This is a genomic window from Pseudomonas sp. Pse1 (genome assembly GCF_024519635.1).
Classification (GTDB): domain Bacteria; phylum Pseudomonadota; class Gammaproteobacteria; order Pseudomonadales; family Pseudomonadaceae; genus Aquipseudomonas.
This window is the reverse complement of sequence record NZ_JALJRO010000006.1, coordinates 200,648-215,403: the sequence shown is the minus strand read 5'-3', so window position 1 is coordinate 215,403 and position 14,756 is coordinate 200,648. Positions and strand designations below refer to the sequence as shown.

Below are 14,756 nucleotides of genomic sequence, written 5' to 3'. Positions count from 1 at the left end.
GACACCCCGTAAAACCCCTCTATCTCGCCCCTCCCAGCCCATCCCCCGACGCGTAGCAGATTTATTTCGAATCGAAGTAAAAAAGTTCCGTTGTCATCAAATCTTTATCTAATGGCAACTTGCCTGCAATACCCCCTCGCCAAGATTCCCTCCCAACACAAGCGGGCCTGAACCGCGTGTTTCAGCTTAAGACCACCAATTAGGGGAACTCTTCGATGATCCGTAAGCACTTCGCCGGTTTTGCTGCCAGCGCACTGGCCATGGCAGTGACCGCCCAGGCTTTCGCAGGCACCGTCACATCCGATGGCGCCGATATCGTAGTCAAGACCAAGGGCGGCCTTGAGGTCGCAACCACCGATAAAGAATTCAGCTTCAAGCTCGGCGGTCGTCTGCAGGCTGACTACAGCCAGTTCGACGGCATCTACACCAAGAACGGTGACACGGCAGACGCAGCTTACTTCCGTCGTGCGTTCCTCGAGTTGTCCGGCGTGCTCTACACCGACTGGGCCTACACCATCAACTACGATTTCTCGCACAACACCGGCGACTCCGATAACGGCTACTTCGACGAAGCGTCGCTGGCCTACAACGGGTTCAAACCGGTATCGATCAAAGTCGGTCGTTTCGACCCGGATTTCGGCCTGGAAAAAGCCACCAGCTCCAAGTGGGTCACCGCGCCTGAGCGCAACATGGCCTACGACATGGTCGACTGGGCCAACGGCCACCAGAACGGCCTGGGCCTGCAAGCCTCGAGCACCTTCGCCGAGTCGTTCTACGCCTCCGCCGGCGTGTTCAGCAAGGACACCGACGACACCGACGGCAACAGCGTCAAGCAGGTCAACGGTCGCTTCGTCTTCGCCCCGATGCACGAAGCTGGCAACGTGCTGCACTTCGGTGTGAACGTCGCTTCCCGTGACGTTTCCGACACCACCTTCGACTCCCGCTACCGCACCCGTATGGGCATGCGCGGCGTGGAAACCCTGGGCGGCAACGATGCCGGCAGCAACGGCAACCGTCCGGTACTGGGTGGCAACTCGGCATCGCCGGCCGGTTCCTATGACACCGACACCGCGTTCGGCCTGGAAGCCGCCTTCGCCATGGGCCCGGCGTCGATCCAGGGTGAATACATCACCCGCAAGACCAAGGCTGACGACAACGCGTTCGACGACATCAAGGGTCACGGCTTCTATGTCCAGGGCGCCTACACCCTGACCGGCGAATCCCGTGGCTACAAGGTCGGCAAATTTGACGCGATCAAGCCGCAGAACAAGTCGATCGGCGCGTGGGAAGTGTTCTATCGCTACGACAGCCTGACTGTCGAAGACGACAACATCACCGCTCCGACCCTGACCCGTGACGTCGGCGATGCCGAAGCCAAGGTGCACACCCTGGGCGTCAACTGGTACGCCAACGAAGCGGTGAAGATTTCCGCCGCCTACCTGAACGCCAAGACCGAAAAAGTCACCAACGCCACCGCAGCCAGTGGCGGCACCCCGGCCCAGCGTACCGGCGACGACAGCGGCGACGGTTTCGTGGTTCGCGCGCAATACGTGTTCTAAAACGCAGTAACCCGTTGCAAGAGCTCTTTCTTCATCCGTTAAAGCTCCTTTCGTTTCACCCCGCCTCGGCGGGGTTTTTTTTATTTCGGCAAGCGTCAGGGATGGGCGATACTCGGCGGGTCTTGAGGTTGCACCCGCGGGGAACAGCATGCCGTTACACGTTTTGGACAGTTTGTCCGCCATTGCCGCGCACGAGTGGGATGCCCTGGTGCCCGACTCGCAACCGTTCCTGCGCCATGCCTTCCTCAGCGCCCTGGAAGACAGTGGCAGCCTCGCTGCCCACAGCGGCTGGCAGCCGGAGCACCTGCTGCACATCGAAGACGGCCGCCTGTTGGCGGCATTGCCCAGCTACCGAAAATGGCATTCCTACGGCGAGTACGTGTTCGACCATGGCTGGGCTGACGCCTGCGAGCGGGCCGGCATTGTCTACTACCCAAAGTTGCTCAGCGCCGTGCCGTTCAGTCCGGTCAGTGGACCGCGTTTGCTGGCCGCAAGTATCGAGAACGGTTTTGAACTGCTCAATAGCCTGCCCGGATACCTGGAGATCGAAGAGCTTTCCAGTGCCCATATCAACTTCACCGACCCCTTCACCGATGCCGCGCTGGCTGGGCAAGCCGGTTGGCTGCAACGCATTGGCTGCCAATATCACTGGCAGAACCGTGGCTATCGGGACTTCCAGGACTTTCTCGACGCCCTCAGTTCGCGCAAGCGCAAACAGATGCGCAAGGAGCGCGAGCAGGTGGCGGGGCAGGGCATCGAGTTCGAGTGGCTGAGCGGTGAGCAACTGGATCAGGCGCAGTGGGATTTCGTCTATGCCTGCTACGCCAATACCTATGCGGTGCGTCGGCAGTCACCCTATCTGACGCGGGAGTTTTTCAGCCTGCTGGCCGAGCGCATGCCAGAGGCGATTCGTGTGGTGCTGGCTCGCCAGGGCACGCGGCCGGTGGCCATGGCGTTCAGCCTGGTGGGCGGTGACAGCTTCTATGGGCGTTATTGGGGTTGCCTGGCGGAGTTCGATCGGCTGCATTTCGAGACCTGTTTTTATCAGGGCATGGATTATGCGATCGCTCATGGTTTCCAACGCTTCGACGCTGGCGCCCAAGGCGAGCACAAACTGATTCGCGGTTTCGAACCGGTGATCACTCATTCTTGGCATTACCTGCGCCATCCCGGGCTGAAAGCGGCGGTCAGCGACTTTTTGCAGCGTGAGCGCGAGGGCGTGTTGGGTTATGCGCAGGAAGCGAGGAACGCCTTGCCTTATCGGCAAGGCTGATCCCCATACTGCAATTCAGTCGGACTCTTTGCCCAACCAGCGATACAGCACGCCACCGACCACTGCGCCGAGCAGGGGTGCGACCCAGAATAGCCACAACTGCTGGATCGCCCAGCCGCCGACAATCAGCGCCGGCCCGGTGCTGCGCGCCGGGTTGACCGAGGTGTTGGTGACGGGAATCGAGATCAGGTGAATCAGGGTCAGCGCCAGGCCAATGGCAATCGGTGCAAAGCCGGCCGGGGCGCGTTTGTCGGTGGCACCGAGGATGATCAGGATGAACATCGCGGTCATCACCAGTTCGGTGACAAAGCCCGAAGCCATCGAGTAACCGCCGGGGGAGTGATCGCCATAGCCGTTCGACGCCAGGCCGCTGGCCAATTCGAAACCGGGCTTGCCGCTGGCAATGAAGTACAGCAGGGCTGCGGCAATGACCCCGCCGAGCACCTGGGCAATGATGTAGGCCGGTAGCTCACTGGCCGGAAAGCGCCCGCCGACCACCAGTCCCAACGACACCGCCGGGTTCAGGTGACAGCCGGAAATATGGCCGATGGCAAAGGCCATGGTCAGCACCGTCAAGCCAAATGCCAGGGCGACCCCCAGTAGGCCGATTCCCACCTCCGGAAACGCGGCCGCCAGCACCGCGCTACCGCAACCACCCAACACCAGCCAGAACGTACCTACCAACTCTGTAGCCGAACGTTTTAACAGAGACATTTGAGAGTACCCTTTCGAGTTAACGCTGCCGTGTGCCTGCGTAGATGTACTACAGAACCATCTCCAGAACCTGTGCTGCTTTCAGCCAATACGATGATCGTGTAGGAGCGAGCAGGCTCGCTCCTACACAAGCCTCCACTGAAAACATTGTGCTGAGTACAGCAGGCTTTTTGCGAAATTCCACTCGCACAAAAAAACGCCAGAGCCCCTGTGTCCGGGCTCTGGCGCTTGATGGCGGGGCGCGTGCGGGGTCAATCGATGCCGACGAACCCGCCTGTCTGATGCTGCCACAGTCGCGCATACAAGCCGCCGTGGGCCAGCAGTTCGGCATGGGTGCCGCTTTCGGCGATCCGTCCGTGCTCCAGCACCACCAGCCGGTCCATGCGCGCAATGGTCGACAGGCGGTGGGCGATGGCGATCACGGTCTTGCCTTGCATCAGGGTTTCCAGGCTTTCCTGGATCGCTGCTTCGACTTCCGAATCCAGCGCCGAGGTCGCTTCGTCCATGATCAGGATCGGCGCGTCCTTGAGCAGCACCCGGGCAATCGCGATGCGTTGCCGCTGGCCGCCGGAGAGTTTCACCCCGCGCTCACCGACATGGGCATCGAAACCGGTTCGGCCTTCGGCGTCCGACAGCTGCGGGATGAACTCATCGGCACGGGCTTTGTGTACCGCTTCCCAGAGTTCGGCGTCGCTGGCGTCGGGTTTGCCGTACAGCAGGTTGTCGCGGATCGAGCGGTGCAGCAGTGAAGTGTCCTGAGTGATCATGCCGATGCGTTCGCGCAGGCTTTCCTGGGCGACGTGGGCAATGTTCTGGCCGTCGATCAGAATCTGCCCTTCCTGCACGTCGTACAGGCGCAGTAGCAGATTCACCAGGGTCGATTTGCCGGCGCCGGACGGACCGATCAAGCCAATCTTTTCGCCGGGCTTGATGGTCAGGTTGAGGTCGCTGATGACCCCGCTGCGCTTGCCGTAATGGAAGGCCACGTGTTCGAAACGCACCTCGCCACGGCTGACTTCCAGACGCGGCGCCGCTTCGTGGTCGGTGACGCTGATGGGCTGGGCGATGGTCTGCAGGCCGTCCTGAACCATGCCGATATTTTCGAAGATGCCGTTGACCACCCACATGATCCAGCCCGACATGTTGACGATGCGGATCACCAGGCCGGTGGCCAGGGCAATCGCCCCCACCGAGATCAGCGACTGGGTCCACAGCCACAGCGCCAGGCCGGTGGTGCCGACGATCAGCAGGCCGTTCATGCTGGTGATGACCACGTCCATGCTGGTGACCACGCGCCCGGCCAGCTGGGATTTCTCGGTCTGCTCGGCAATCGCTTCGCGGGCGTACTGCTGCTCGAAGTTGGTATGGGCGAACAGCTTGAGGGTGGTGATGTTGGTGTAGCCGTCGACGATCCGCCCCATCAGTTTCGAGCGGGCATCGGAGGACACCACCGAGCGTTCCTTGACCCGGGGTACGAAGTAGCAGAGGGCGGCGATGTAGGCGGCGATCCAGCTCAGCAGCGGGATCATCAGGCGCCAGTCGGCCTCGGCGAACAGCACCAGCGAGCTGATCGCGTAGATCAGCACATGCCATAGCGCGTCCACCGCCTGCACGGCGGAGTCGCGCAGGGAGTTGCCGGTCTGCATGATGCGTTGGGCGATGCGTCCGGCGAAATCGTTCTGGAAGAAATTCAGGCTCTGCTTGAGCACGTAGCTGTGGTTCTGCCAGCGGATCAGGCTGGTCATGCCCGGGCTCAGGGTCTGGTGCACCAGCAGGTCATGCAGGCCGACGAACACCGGGCGCAAGATCAGCGCCACCACCGCCATCCACGCCAGCTCCCAGCCATGCTGCGCGAAAAAATCCGGATTGGGTGTGCCCTGGGCGAGGTCGATGATCCGGCTCAGGTAACTGAACAGCGCCACTTCGACCAGTGCGGCGAACAGGCCGACCACCAGCAACGCGACGAAACTCGGCCAGACCTGGCGCAGGTAGTAAATATAGAAAGGCAGGACCCGATTCGGCGGGGCCGCTGTCGGGGCTTCACGGAAAATATCGATGAGTCGTTCGAAGCGGCGATAAAGCATCAGTCTAACGCCCGCGTGCGGGCTCTCCTTGTCATTGATGCGAGCGGCGCGATCAACCCGTCGCTGCCGCTCAGGACGCCTGGTACAGCTTAGTTGATGCGCTTGGCGGACTTGATGATGACTGGGTCAACCGGCACGTTCTGCATGCCTTGTTTGGTGGTGGTTTGCGAGTTGACGATGACGTCGACCACGTCCATGCCCTTGACCACTTTGGCGAACACCGCATAACCGGCATCACGACCCGGGTTCAGGAAATCATTGTCGGCGACGTTGATGAAGAATTGGCTGGTGGCCGAGTTCGGATCGGAAGTACGGGCCATCGACAGCGTGCCACGGACGTTATGCAGGCCGTTGCTGGCTTCGTTCTTGATCGGGTCCTTGGTGTCTTTCTGCGACATCTGCTGGGTGAAGCCACCGCCCTGGACCATGAATCCCGGGATCACCCGGTGGAAAATGGTGTTGGTGTAGAAGCCGCTGTCGACGTACTCAAGGAAGTTCTTGGTACTGATCGGTGCCTTGACCGGATCCAGTTCGATTTCGATCTGGCCGTTGGTGGTGTCGATCAATACGTGGGGTGCCTTGGCCGGTTCGGCGGCCATCAGGTTGGCGGCGAACAGCACGGAGCCGGCCACAAGGGCGATTTTTTTCAGCATGGGTCAGTGATCCTGGTTGGGTGTGTCAATGGTGGTTAAAAATTCGAGCAAGGTCTGGTTGAAGCGTTGCGGCTGGTCCAGTGGGGTGGCGTGACGGGAGTTCTCGATCACCACCAGCCGCGCATCGGGCAGCAGTTTGACATAGGCCTCTTTCAGCGCCACCGGCGTGTAGTCGCGGTCGGCGCTAATGATCAGGGTTGGACAGGTGACTTTCGCCAGTCGTTCCTGAACGCCCCAGCCAACAATGGCATTGAAGCTGGCGAGATAAGCACGTTTGTCGTTTTTTGCCCAGCGTTCGGCCATTTTCTGCCGCAACTCGGCTTGATCCGGATGGGGGAACAGTTTGCCGCCGAGGGCCTTGCCGATAGCGCCGAGGCTGAGCACATGCATCAGGCTCCAGCGCTTGAACCACTGCCAATAGTCGTCAACCGTGCGCAGCTTGACCTGCGGCCCGCTGTTGACGATGGTCAGGCTCTTGAGCAGGGCCGGTTGATCCACCGCCAACTGGAAACCGATCATCCCGCCCATGGACAGCCCCACCAGATGGGCCGGACCGAGGTTCAGGTGTTCGATCAGGGCCACCAGATCGGCGCTGAAACCGGCAATGCTATAGCGCTCTCGGGGTTTGTCGGAGCGGCCGTGACCGCGCACGTCGGGAACGATCACACGGTAGTACGCCGACAACTCGGCAATCTGTTTTTCCCAATCCAGGGTGCTTGACCCCAGGCCGTGGACCAGCAGCAGCGGGGTGCCGTGGCCGTATTCCTCGTAATGCAGGGTGCAACCTTCATGCTCGAAGTAGGCCACGGTGCAATTCCTTGTCAGGCTTGTTCGGGGGCGGCGAACGGGGCGTCCAGCGGAGCGGTGTCGAAAGTGCGAAGCAGCTCGACGAGAATCTGCGTGGCCGGGCCCAGGGGTTTGTCCTTGTTCGAGTAAAGATAGAAGCTGGGATTTCGACTGCCACCCTGATCCAGTGGCAGCGGCTTGAGCACGCCTTCTTTCAATTCGCGCTCGATCATGTGCCGTGGCAGCCAGGCAAAGCCCAGGCCGCTGCCGACGAATGTCGCGGCGGTGGCCAGGCTGCCGACGGTCCAGCGTTGCTCGGCGCCGAGCCAGCCGACGTCGCGTGGCTGCTGCCGGCCGGAGTCGCGGATCACCACTTGCAACTGGCTTTCCAGGTCCTGGAAATTCAATTCGCGATTGAGCCGGTGCAACGCGTGTTCAGGATGGGCGACCGCGACGAACTCGACGTCGCTGAGTTCCGCGCCCAGGTAGCCGGGGATGCTGAAACTGCTGATGGCCAGGTCCGCCACCCCTTCGTGCAGTACCTCTTCGACCCCGGACAGCACTTCCTCGCGCAGGCGCACCCTGCAGCCACGGCTTTGCGGCATGAAGGCGGTGAGGGCACGGACCAGGCGGGCGCTGGGGTAGGCGGCGTCGACCACCAGACGCACCTCAGCCTCCCAACCCTGTTCCATATGGTGCGCCAGATCTTCCAACTGGCTGGCTTGTTTGACCAGTTGACGCGAGCGCCGCAGTAGCACGCCACCGGCTTCGGTCAGCACCGCCTTGCGCCCGTCGATGCGCAACAGCGGCACGCCAAGTTGGTCCTGCATGCGCGCCACGGTGTAGCTCACCGACGATTGCGAGCGGTGCAGTGCCTCGGCGGCCTGAGCGAAACCGCCATGGTCGACCACGGCTTGCAGCGTGCGCCATTGATCAAGGGTCACGCGGGGCGCTTTCATGAGGGGCTCCTCTTGTCCTAAGCTGGCGCCTCCCATTGGAGGCTGCCGAATGAAAAAAATCTGTTGTCTGGTCCTGGCGATCTTGCCGTTGAGTGCGTTTGCCTATCCCATCGATGTCGAAAAGCAGCTTAACGGCCTGAAAATCGACTACACCACCTACGCCACCGACTACGACATGGGTTCGATCACCCTGAGCAACTATGGGGACAAGGCCGCCGACTGCAAGGTGGTCTTTCGCAACGGCCCGGAATCACCGCGCACCCGACGAGTCAGCCTGGAACCGGGGAAAAACGCCGAGCTGTCGGCCAAGTTCAGTCGCAAGATCATCAAGCTGTACCTGACGGTGAACTGCAGTCCGAAATGAGTTCAAGCGGAGCGCGTCGTTGAGCCTGCTTCGCTTATAAACGAATTTCTTGATGGGTTATAGCAGTTATTTGCGCTTTTTCATCGATATGACTCGGTTTAATCTTCACTCCATCGACTTACCGCATTCACCGATGGAGCTTACAAGCCATGTCCCGTGTTCTGATCATCGAAAGCAGCGCCCGCCAGCAAGACTCGGTCTCTCGTCAACTGACCCAGACCTTCATTGCGCAATGGCAAGCCGCGCACCCCGCCGACCAGATCACCGTGCGTGACTTGGCCACCCAGCCGGTGCCGCACCTCGACGCTAACCTGTTGGGCGGCTGGATGAAGCCTGCCGAGCAGCGCACCGAGATCGAACAGGCTTCGCTGGAACGTTCCAACCTGCTAACTGACGAACTGCTCGCCGCCGACGTGCTGGTGATGGCCGCGCCGATGTACAACTTCGCGATCCCCAGCACCCTTAAAGCCTGGCTCGACCACGTGCTGCGTGCCGGTGTGACCTTCAAGTACACCGCAACCGGCCCGCAAGGCCTGCTCAGCGGCAAGCGTGCCTACGTCCTGACCGCTCGAGGCGGCATCTACGCCGGCAGTAACAGCGACCACCAGGAACCGTACCTGCGTCAGGTCATGGGCTTCATCGGCATCCACGACGTGACCTTCATCCATGCCGAAGGCCTGAACCTGGGCGGCGACTTCCACGAAAAAGGCCTGAATCAGGCCAACGCCCAGCTGTCCCAGGTGGCTTGATATGTTAATCGCCAGATAATCCCTGGATGGTCTAGTGATCTGGCGCACCCCTTCAAGGTTCCACGCGCATCGAACCTCCCTTTGCACTTGTTGCTCCTGAGTGCTCTAGCCCGATTGCACGCTTTAGCGAGATCGGGCTTTTTTTTGCCTCGATTTTTGTCAGTGACCATGCCTCCTTTGTAGGAGCCAGCCTGCTGGCGATAGCGGTGGATCAGCCAGCAAATGTATCGACTGGGCTGGCCCCATCGCGAGCAGGCTCGCTCCCACATAGTTTTTGCGGTGCGCACAATTTCTCTGAGTGATCCGGATCCTCGTGGGAGCTAGCCCTGCTAGCGATGGTCGTCAACGATGACGTGGGCTGTCTGAATAGTCGCGGTGTCCTGGCGTTTTTCGCTGGCAAGCCAGCTCCTACAGAGGACGTGACCTCGCGATCAAGGGCAAAACCCGTTATCGTCGCCGCCATCGAAAATGAGGCGAATATGGGCTATCTACTTGTTGTCACGCTGATCCAGGCGTTTTCCTTCAGTTTGATCGGCGAATACCTTGCGGGTCATGTCGACAGTTACTTCGCGGTGCTGGTGCGGGTGCTGCTGGCCGGGTTGGTGTTCATCCCACTGACCCGCTGGCGCTCGGTGGAGCCTTCGTTCATGCGCGGCATGCTGGTGATCGGCGCCCTGCAGTTCGGCGTGACCTATGTCTGCCTGTACCTGAGCTTCCGCGTACTGACAGTGCCGGAAGTGCTGTTGTTCACCATCCTCACCCCGCTGCACGTGACCCTGATCGAAGACGCGCTGAACCGCCGCTTCAATCCCTGGGCCCTGGTCGCCGCATTGGTCGCCGTGCTCGGCGCCGCGGTGATCCGCTACGACCGCATCAGCCCCGACTTCCTGATGGGCTTCCTGCTGCTGCAACTGGCCAACTTCACCTACGCCGCCGGGCAAGTCATGTACAAACACCTGGTCGCCCGCCACCCCAGCGACCTGCCGCATTATCGGCGCTTTGGCTACTTCTACCTCGGCGCCTTGCTGGTGGTGTTGCCGGCGTTCCTGCTGTTCGGCAAAAGCAACTTCCTCCCCGAAGCGCCGCTGCAATGGGCCGTGCTGCTGTTCCTCGGGCTGGTCTCGACAGCCCTTGGCCTGTACTGGTGGAACAAAGGCGCGTGCCTGGTCAACGGCGGCACCCTGGCGGTGATGAACAACCTGCATGTGCCGGTGGGGCTGTTGTTGAACCTGCTGATCTGGAATGAGGATGAAGAGCTGGGCCGGTTGTTGTTGGGGGGCTTGGTGATCATCGGCGCGGTGTGGATCAGTCGGTTGGGCGTGCGCCGAAAATCCCTGGCGTAAGAGGGCTCTGTAGTCCTGTTCTGAAAATTCAAACCGGCCGCTTTATCGGTTGTAGTGCCCAAAATGTATACGTAGGTTTGGCCTCATGAGGGTTGGCAATTTGTCAGGTCTGCACATGAGGAAAACCTACGAATGCATGCGTCGAAAACCTGCCTGGCAACTCCCGCCGTCCAACAGGCCCTATCGCAGATTGACCTGACCGAGCCTTCTTCCCCCGATCACGCCATTCGGCTGTTGCTCACGCAAATCCTCGACGGGCTCGCCAGCAAAGGCTGGCCGACTGCGCAAATCCAGACCGGCCCACGAATCGTCTCCGCCCAGGAGAACTATGGGCTACTGGGCTACGACCCGGCTGAAATCACCCTGGGCAGCGAACACACCCGTTGGGTCGACGAGTGTTCGTTGCTGCGCACCCAGACCACCAGTCAGATCCCGGCGGCACTGCAGCGGGCGGCGGAGCAGCGTCGAGCGGGTGAAATCGTTCTGCTGGCGGCGCCCGGGATTACGTTCCGGCGTGACAGTCGCGATCGGTGGCATTGCGCCGAACCCCATCAGATGGACATCTGGGTCCTGGGCGAGCCGGAACTGGCGACGCGTGAGCACTTGCTGCGGCTGGTCGGCGACATTCTCCAATTGGCGGTGCCTGACGCTGCCTGGGTCCATAGCGATAGCCCGCACCATTACACCGAGGGTGGAATCGAAATCAATGTGCTCAACGATGGGCAACCGGTGGAGGTGCTGGAGTGCGGCTGCATCGCGAAGTCGTTGTTGCAACGGTTGCAGATCGATCCCGCCCGCCATGGCGGACTGGCCCTGGGCATGGGGCTGGATCGCCTGACCATGTTGCGCAAAGGTATCCCTGACATTCGTTTGCTGCGCGACACCAACGAGCGAGTGCAAGCACAGATGCATGACCTGCTGCCCTGGCGCGCGGTTTCACGGTTGCCGTCGATTACCCGGGACATATCCCTGGCGGTCACCCCGGGGCAAAGCGAGGAACTATTGACGGAAAAAATGCTACTGGCGGCTGGAGAGTGTTCAGGCTGGATCGAAGAGATGCAGATAATCGGGCGCTGGGGCGAAGCGCAACTTCCTGTGCAGGCCATCGAGCGATTGGGGTTGTTGCCGGGCCAGGAAAACCTCTTGCTGCGGGTGGTTCTGCGCGATTGTTCCCGCTCGATCACCGCCGCCGAGGCCAATGCGGTGTACCAGCGGATTCAAACCGCACTGCACGAGGGGGCGCCCGGGGCTGGCTACAAGATGGACCTTCATCAGGGTTAGCACCTTTGCGCAAAGGTTGCGCGACGCTCGTCCTCAACTGAAGCGTCGCGTTTTTCCAAGGGGGCCATCTTGCATTGCTTCGCGGTGATGCAGCCTGATCAGCCCGTGTGCTTCTCCAACTGCGCTACAGAGCTGGCCCCCAACACCGCCGGCAGAATCCCGGCGCGCAGATCATTACCGCTCGGCTGCTGATACAAGCTCAAGCCAAACTCCGGCAGCACCGCCAACAGGTAGTCGAAAATGTCGCCCTGAATACGTTCGTAGTCGGCCCAGGCGGTGGTGCGGGTGAAGCAGTAGATTTCCAGCGGGATGCCCTGGGCAGTGGTCTGCATCTGGCGGACCATGCAGGTCATGTTCGGCTGGATTTCCGGGTGGCTCTTCAGGTAGGCCAGGGCGTAGGCGCGGAAGGTGCCGATGTTGGTCATGCGCCGGCGGTTGGCGGACATTGCCGCGACATTGCCCTGGGCTTCGTTCCAGGCCCTGAGCTCGGCTTGTTTGCGGCCCATGTAGTCGGTGAGCAGGCGCACCTGGGTCAGGCGCTGCTCTTCGTCATCGGTGATGAAACGCACGCCGCTGGCATCGATAAACAGGCTGCGCTTGATCCGCCGACCACCGGAGGCCTGCATGCCGCGCCAGTTCTTGAAGGATTCGGACATCAGGCGCCAGGTGGGGATCGAGACGATGGTCTTGTCGAAATTCTGCACTTTGACCGTGTGCAGGGTGATGTCGACCACGTCGCCATCGGCACCGACTTGTGGCATTTCGATCCAGTCGCCGACCCGCAGCATGTCGTTGCTGGTCAGTTGTACGCTGGCGACGAAGGACAGCAGGGTGTCCTTGTAGACCAACAGAATCACCGCCGACATGGCGCCGAGACCGGACAGCAGTAATAGCGGCGAACGGTCGATCAGGGTGGCGACGATGATGATCGCGCCAAACACGAACAACACCATCTTCGCCAGCTGCACGTAGCCCTTGATCGAGCGGGTGCGCGCGTGTTCGGTGCGGGCATAGATGTCGAGCAGGGCGCTGAGCAGGGCGCTGATGGCCAGCGTCAGGAACAGGATGGTGAACGCCAGGGCGAGATTGTCGAGGAAGTTCAGGGTGATTTTGTTCAGTTCGGGAATCAGGTTCAGGCCGAACTGCACCACCAGCGATGGCGTCATCTGTGCCAGGCGATGGAAGACTTTGTTGTGCAACAGGTCATTGACCCAGTGCAGGGTCGGCTGCCGGCCAAGTAACTTGACGCCTTGCAGGATCAGGTAGCGCGCCACTCGTCCAACGATCAGTGCCACCGCCAGCAAGGCCAGCAGGGCCAGGGCGGAGTACAGACGCGGGTGCTGCTCCAGGGTTGTCCAGAGTTCCTGGGTGTTGAGCCAAAGCTGTTTGAGATCCATAAGCTAAAACGATTCTTCTATAGGGCAGGGCGGGCTCGATTAGAGCATTTACGGGCTGACAGGTCAGGTCCTGGGTCAAGTCTGCGAAGAAAATACCCAGTCTTTGTGTCCGTTTGCACAAAGAAACTCGGCCTGAGCGCTCGAAATTGTTACCCTATGCAGCTGATTTTTTGTATTTCCTCGAGGTAGCACCCGTGTTTTCCCAATTCGCCCTGCACGAACGCCTGCTCAAAGCCGTGGCCGAGCTTAAATTTGTCGAGCCAACGCCAGTGCAAGCAGCGGCTATCCCGCTGGCGCTGCAAGGGCGTGACCTGCGGGTGACGGCGCAAACCGGTAGCGGTAAGACCGCTGCATTCGTCCTGCCGATCCTCAATCGCCTGATCGGTCCGGCGAAGATCCGCGTCAGCATCAAGACCCTGATCCTGTTGCCGACCCGCGAGCTGGCCCAGCAGACTCTGAAGGAAGTCGAGCGCTTTTCGCAGTTCACTTTCATCAAGTCCGGCCTGATCACTGGCGGCGAAGACTTCAAGGTCCAGGCCGCGATGCTGCGCAAGGTGCCGGACATCCTGATCGGCACGCCGGGGCGGATGATCGAGCAACTGAACGCCGGTAATCTCGACCTGAAAGAAGTTGAAGTGCTGGTGCTGGACGAAGCCGACCGCATGCTCGACATGGGCTTTGCCGAAGACGTCCAGCGTCTGGTTGACGAATGCCCGAACCGTCAGCAAACCATGCTGTTCTCCGCCACCACCGGTGGTTCGGGCCTGCGCGAGATGATCGCCAAGGTGCTGAACAACCCCGAGCACCTGCAGCTCAACGCGGTCAGCCAACTGAACGACACTACGCGTCAGCAGATCATCACTGCCGACCATAACCAGCACAAAGAGCAGATCGTCAACTGGCTGCTGGCCAACGAGACCTACCAGAAGGCCATCGTCTTCACCAACACCCGAGCCATGGCTGACCGCATCTACGGTCGCCTGGTGGCGCAGGAATACAAGGCGTTCGTGCTGCATGGCGAGAAAGACCAGAAGGATCGCAAACTGGCGATCGATCGCCTGAAGCAGGGCGGGGTGAAAATCCTCGTTGCCACCGACGTTGCCGCCCGCGGCCTGGACGTCGACGGCCTGGACCTGGTGATCAACTTCGACATGCCACGCAGCGGCGACGAGTACGTACACCGTATCGGTCGTACCGGGCGTGCCGGCAACGATGGCCTGGCGATCTCGCTGATCTGCCACGGCGACTGGAACCTGATGTCGAGCATCGAGCGCTACCTCAAGCAGAGCTTCGAGCGCCGCACCATCAAGGAAGTCAAAGGCACCTATGGCGGACCGAAAAAGGTCAAGGCTTCGGGTAAAGCCGTTGGCGTGAAGAAGAAAAAGACCGACGCCAAGGGTGACAAGAAGAAGTCAGTGGCCAAGACCCCAACCAAGCGCAAGAGCGCCAACCGGCCGAAGGCCGAGGCTCCGTCGCTGGTCAGCAATGACGGCATGGCGCCGCTCAAGCGTCGTAAGCCGGAAGCGCCAGCGGCTGAGTAAACCTCTTCGCAATTTGTAGGAGCAGCCCGGCTGCTCCTACAATGATCTCGACG

General features: G+C 60.7%; 13 protein-coding genes. 7 read left to right on the top strand and 6 right to left on the bottom strand.

The genetic code is table 11. The features are described 5' to 3' along the window. Positions 1-215 precede the first annotated feature (215 nt). Both NR126_RS11875 and NR126_RS11870 read left to right on the top strand, forming a co-directional pair. Complete coding sequence (locus tag NR126_RS11875; protein ID WP_256830275.1) at positions 216-1,559, top strand: OprO/OprP family phosphate-selective porin; 1,344 nt, start codon at positions 216-218, stop codon at positions 1,557-1,559. Positions 1,560-1,707: 148 nt separating this feature from the next. Next, positions 1,708-2,832, top strand: coding sequence for a GNAT family N-acetyltransferase (locus NR126_RS11870; protein ID WP_105754320.1), 1,125 nt, complete (start codon positions 1,708-1,710; stop codon positions 2,830-2,832). A 15-nt stretch (positions 2,833-2,847) separates the two neighbouring features. Here NR126_RS11870 and aqpZ read toward each other — a convergent pair whose 3' ends face one another. From aqpZ to NR126_RS11845, 5 genes are all read right to left on the bottom strand, one after another. Then, a complete protein-coding gene (aqpZ, locus tag NR126_RS11865; RefSeq protein WP_027619187.1) occupies positions 2,848-3,546 on the bottom strand; it encodes an aquaporin Z in 699 nt (232 codons plus the stop codon). A 251-nt stretch (positions 3,547-3,797) separates the two neighbouring features. Continuing rightward, positions 3,798-5,630 (bottom strand): ABC transporter ATP-binding protein, encoded by a 1,833-nt coding sequence (locus NR126_RS11860; RefSeq protein ID WP_027619186.1) that lies wholly within the window; start codon positions 5,628-5,630, stop codon positions 3,798-3,800. Between the two features lie 89 nt (positions 5,631-5,719). Then, entirely contained in the window at positions 5,720-6,283 is a 564-nt protein-coding gene (locus NR126_RS11855) for a peptidylprolyl isomerase (RefSeq protein WP_256830274.1), read from the bottom strand. Between the two features lie 3 nt (positions 6,284-6,286). Beyond that, entirely contained in the window at positions 6,287-7,090 is an 804-nt protein-coding gene (locus NR126_RS11850; protein ID WP_256830273.1) for an alpha/beta fold hydrolase, read from the bottom strand. Positions 7,091-7,104: 14 nt separating this feature from the next. Beyond that, a complete protein-coding gene (locus NR126_RS11845) occupies positions 7,105-8,028 on the bottom strand; it encodes a LysR family transcriptional regulator (RefSeq protein ID WP_027619183.1) in 924 nt (307 codons plus the stop codon). A 49-nt stretch (positions 8,029-8,077) separates the two neighbouring features. Here NR126_RS11845 and NR126_RS11840 point away from each other — a divergent pair, with 49 nt between their 5' ends. The 4 genes from NR126_RS11840 (at position 8,078) to NR126_RS11825 (ending at position 11,765) form a co-directional block, all read left to right on the top strand. Then, the gene (locus NR126_RS11840; protein ID WP_027619182.1) at positions 8,078-8,392 is read left to right on the top strand and encodes a hypothetical protein; all 315 of its coding nucleotides are present in this window, start codon (positions 8,078-8,080) and stop codon (positions 8,390-8,392) included. A 149-nt stretch (positions 8,393-8,541) separates the two neighbouring features. Next, entirely contained in the window at positions 8,542-9,141 is a 600-nt protein-coding gene (locus NR126_RS11835; protein ID WP_027619181.1) for an FMN-dependent NADH-azoreductase, read from the top strand. Between the two features lie 479 nt (positions 9,142-9,620). Continuing rightward, the gene (locus NR126_RS11830) at positions 9,621-10,484 is read left to right on the top strand and encodes a carboxylate/amino acid/amine transporter (RefSeq protein ID WP_256830272.1); all 864 of its coding nucleotides are present in this window, start codon (positions 9,621-9,623) and stop codon (positions 10,482-10,484) included. A 132-nt stretch (positions 10,485-10,616) separates the two neighbouring features. After that, positions 10,617-11,765, top strand: a complete 1,149-nt coding sequence (locus NR126_RS11825; protein ID WP_256830271.1) for a hypothetical protein — start codon at positions 10,617-10,619, stop codon at positions 11,763-11,765. A gap of 98 nt (positions 11,766-11,863) precedes the next feature. On the opposite strand, the gene NR126_RS11820 is transcribed toward NR126_RS11825, so the two are convergent. Further along, a complete protein-coding gene (locus NR126_RS11820) occupies positions 11,864-13,162 on the bottom strand; it encodes a mechanosensitive ion channel family protein (protein ID WP_027619178.1) in 1,299 nt (432 codons plus the stop codon). A gap of 194 nt (positions 13,163-13,356) precedes the next feature. Here NR126_RS11820 and NR126_RS11815 point away from each other — a divergent pair, with 194 nt between their 5' ends. Then, entirely contained in the window at positions 13,357-14,703 is a 1,347-nt protein-coding gene (locus NR126_RS11815) for a DEAD/DEAH box helicase (protein ID WP_027619177.1), read from the top strand. Positions 14,704-14,756 lie beyond the last annotated feature (53 nt).

Coding starts and splice junctions, on each gene's coding strand:
- NR126_RS11830 (WP_256830272.1), top strand. CDS start 9,621: ATGGGCTATCTACTTGTTGTCACGCTGATCCAGGCGTTTTCCTTCAGT.
- NR126_RS11875 (WP_256830275.1), top strand. CDS start 216: ATGATCCGTAAGCACTTCGCCGGTTTTGCTGCCAGCGCACTGGCCATG.
- NR126_RS11820 (WP_027619178.1), bottom strand. CDS start 13,162: ATGGATCTCAAACAGCTTTGGCTCAACACCCAGGAACTCTGGACAACC.
- NR126_RS11835 (WP_027619181.1), top strand. CDS start 8,542: ATGTCCCGTGTTCTGATCATCGAAAGCAGCGCCCGCCAGCAAGACTCG.
- NR126_RS11855 (WP_256830274.1), bottom strand. CDS start 6,283: ATGCTGAAAAAAATCGCCCTTGTGGCCGGCTCCGTGCTGTTCGCCGCC.
- aqpZ (WP_027619187.1), bottom strand. CDS start 3,546: ATGTCTCTGTTAAAACGTTCGGCTACAGAGTTGGTAGGTACGTTCTGG.
- NR126_RS11845 (WP_027619183.1), bottom strand. CDS start 8,028: ATGAAAGCGCCCCGCGTGACCCTTGATCAATGGCGCACGCTGCAAGCC.
- NR126_RS11860 (WP_027619186.1), bottom strand. CDS start 5,630: ATGCTTTATCGCCGCTTCGAACGACTCATCGATATTTTCCGTGAAGCC.
- NR126_RS11840 (WP_027619182.1), top strand. CDS start 8,078: ATGAAAAAAATCTGTTGTCTGGTCCTGGCGATCTTGCCGTTGAGTGCG.
- NR126_RS11825 (WP_256830271.1), top strand. CDS start 10,617: ATGCATGCGTCGAAAACCTGCCTGGCAACTCCCGCCGTCCAACAGGCC.
- NR126_RS11870 (WP_105754320.1), top strand. CDS start 1,708: ATGCCGTTACACGTTTTGGACAGTTTGTCCGCCATTGCCGCGCACGAG.